The 3411-nt window shown below is 29.1% G+C and carries 3 protein-coding genes; all 3 read left to right on the top strand.

The window, feature by feature from the left end; translation table 11 throughout:
* Positions 1-62 precede the first annotated feature (62 nt).
* Positions 63-1133 carry a glycosyltransferase gene (locus RWN11_RS07750; RefSeq protein WP_078352567.1) on the top strand — a complete coding sequence of 357 codons (1071 nt, stop codon included), beginning with the start codon at positions 63-65 and terminating at the stop codon, positions 1131-1133.
* A 302-nt stretch (positions 1134-1435) separates the two neighbouring features.
* Entirely contained in the window at positions 1436-2317 is an 882-nt protein-coding gene (locus RWN11_RS07755; protein WP_314161160.1) for an O-antigen ligase family protein, read from the top strand.
* Positions 2314-3411, top strand: a 1098-nt coding sequence (locus RWN11_RS07760) for an oligosaccharide flippase family protein (RefSeq protein WP_314161161.1), incomplete at its 3' end; no start/stop codon positions are given. The genes RWN11_RS07755 and RWN11_RS07760, both read left to right, overlap by 4 nt.

Genomic DNA, 3411 nt, shown 5'->3' on the forward strand with positions numbered 1-3411 from the left:
AAATTTAAGAAAGAAAAATGGACTTTTGAATTCATACTTCATAAGATAAGGATGAAAAATCGATGAACAATGTAACGCTAAGTATCATAATACCTGTTTATAATGTTGAAGCTTACCTAAGAAGATGTTTGAAGTCTATACTTAAACAAAATACTTTAGTAGACTATGAGATTATATTGGTTAATGATGGATCGACTGATGCAAGTGGAAGAATTTGTGATGATTTCCAATCACACTTCTCTAATGTTCGGGTGAAACATATTAAAAATAGTGGAGTTGCAGCAGCTAGGAACCTTGGTATAGCTCTATCAAATGGGAAATTTTTATATTTTGTAGACCCAGATGACTATTTGACAGAGTCTTTTTTTATAGAGCTTGCTCCATATATAAATGATAATTGGGATGTTTTATGCTTTGGTTTTAATGAAGTAAAAGAAAAAAATATGGTCGCAATATCTTGTCGCGAACATAGATATAGTAAAATAGGAATATTAACTCATGAAGATTTTATTAATAATTTTGTAGATTTCTTTAGGACAGATATGATGTACAATGTTTGGTCAAGAGTTTATAAAAAAGATTTCATTTTAGAGCACGGTATTGAGTTTCCAAAAAAATCCATTGGGGAAGATACCTTATTTAATTTTCAAGTATACAAGCACTTAGAAACTATCCGATTTATTGAACCTTGTCTATACAATTATATAGCTGGTAGAAGTGGTTCTGCTTTAACAGTATTTAACCCAGTTAGAATTGAAATTCAACTAAATGAGCTTGCGGAGTTGAAACAACTATTGAAAAAATTTCATATAGAAGATTATTCTTTGTTGAAAGAGATAAAAACGAAGATTATTGTAAGTTCTGCCTTTCAAATTGCTAATTTAGAAGATACAAAAAAAAATAGGGTAAGATTATTAAGAAGCATTATTGAAAATGAACAATTTGATGACATTTTTTCAGGAGAAACTTATCAAATCATTGGTTCTTATGGTGTTTTAATAAAGAATAAGAACTTTTCTTTATTGCTTAGGAGATTGACGATAGAGTTACTTGCCAGAAAAAAATTCAGAACAGTATTGTTTATTGAAAAATTAAAAATGAATCGAGTCTTACGTAAGATTGTTTTTAAATAATTTTTTTAAAAACTAACAGTAAAAAGGATATTATGTTAAAAATTAAATTTGAGAACCTTTTGGTGATTTTTGTATTAACTATAGTTACGGGATATGATACTATTATGACTACAATGTTAAATAGGACACTACCTAATATTCCCGTGATTTTATTAATATGTGTAGTTTTATTATTGATTTTTAGATTTTTATTTATAAAAAAATTTAGTGCATTTTATATTATATCGAGTATTTTATTGATATTGGCAAGTATTATAGTATTTTTACGTACAGGTGGTACCAATTTTCTTCTGTATTCATTGTTGATTATACTATTATATCAAGCAGATGTTGATGTGATTTTGAAAACATATGTGGGTGTATCAGGTATAATTGTTTTGTTAATCTTTCTGCTCTCAATTTTAGGAGTAGTACCTAATTTACAATTTGCTCAAATTCGCTCATCGGGTTTAGTAGTTAGAAATTCATTTGGATTCATCTATCCAACTGATTTTGCATCTCACTGTTTTTACCTATTTATTGCTTGGGGTTATTTGCTTAGAGAAAAATACATATTTATCAGAACGATTGTAGGACTATCTTTAGCATTCTTTATACTAAAATTTTGTGATGCACGACTAAATGTATTATCTATACTTGCCGCAACTTTGATTTTCATAATCATGTATTATACTAAAGAAAGAGAATTCAAAGTATACAGTATAATGCCATATTTTGCTCTTATTTTTTCTGCTTTCATGTTTTATGTTTCCTACTTTTTCACATGGTCTTCTTCGTTCTATGTGAATTTAAATAATCTGTTTAGTATGAGATTGTTTTTAGGTAAAAATGCACTGAATACATATGGTTTACCTTTATTTGGTAAAGCTGGAGTAAAGTTTATTGGCTACGGTGGGACCACCGAGTCGGTTCACAGTTATAACTATGTTGATTCCTCTTACATCCAAATGTTATTTTATTATGGATTAATTCCTGTTGTATTGCTAGTATTGATTTATGTGTTTGCTTCAAAAAAAATTCATAAGCAAAAAAAATATTTATTTCTAGCCCTGTTATCTCTTATTACAATTAACTGTATGATTGAAGCTTTCTGGATAAGACCAGGATACAATATTTTTATGTTTACCATTTTTGCTAATTTGTATGGTATCCAAAATAAGGAAAAAAGAGAAGTAAAACTATGAAAGTTCTAAAAAATTATGCTTATAATCTTTCTTATCAGTTATTACTCATAATACTACCTATCATTACAACTCCATACGTTACGAGGGTATTTTCTTCAAATGATTTAGGAACCTATAGTTTTTTTAACTCCATTGTTACCTATTTTGTTTTGTTAGCTACTTTAGGAGTAGCCAACTATGGGACAAAGGAAATCTCTGGTAATCGAACAATAATTCGTAAGAATTTTTGGGGAATTTATACTTTACAACTTGGAGCAACAATATTATCACTGACTCTCTATATTTTGCTTTGTCTTACTTTTTCGTTAATGCAAAACCCGGTAGCTTATATTTTAGGATTAAGTTTACTTTCTAAAGGTTTAGATATTTCATGGTTATTTCAAGGTTTAGAGGATTTTCGAAAAATTACTGTCAGAAATATTACAGTGAAACTAGTTGGTGTCATTGCTATTTTTCTATTTATAAAATCAGCTAGCGACCTATATTTATATGTGTTCTTGCTTACCATTTTTGAATTGTTGGGACAATTAAGTATGTGGTTACCAGCAAAAGAATTTATTGGGAAACCACACTTCGATTTGCTGTATGCTAAACGTCATTTGAAGCCAGTCATCTTATTATTCTTACCTCAGATTGCTATATCGCTCTATGTGTCATTAGATAGCACTATGCTTGGGGTTCTTGCTTCAGCAAGAGATGTAGGTATTTATGACCAAGCTTTGAGACTTGTTAATATTTTATTAACACTAGTGACTTCGTTAGGTAGTGTCATGTTGCCACGAGTTTCAAATCTTTTATCATCAGGGGATCATAAAGCCGTTAACAAAATGCATGAGATGTCATTTCTGATTTATAATTTGGTTATTTTTCCTATTATAGCAGGAATGTTAATTGTAAATGATGATTTTGTAAATTTTTTCTTGGGTCAAGATTTTCAAGAGGTACGTCATGCGATAGCAATTATGATTTTTAGAATGTTCTTTATTGGTTGGACCAATATTATGGGGATTCAAATTTTGATACCTCATAATAAAAATAAAGAATTTATGCTGTCAACAACAATTCCTGCTATTGTTAGTGTGGGCTTAAATCTT

The sequence above is a fragment of the uncultured Gemella sp. genome (genome assembly GCF_963519265.1).
Classification (GTDB): domain Bacteria; phylum Bacillota; class Bacilli; order Staphylococcales; family Gemellaceae; genus Gemella.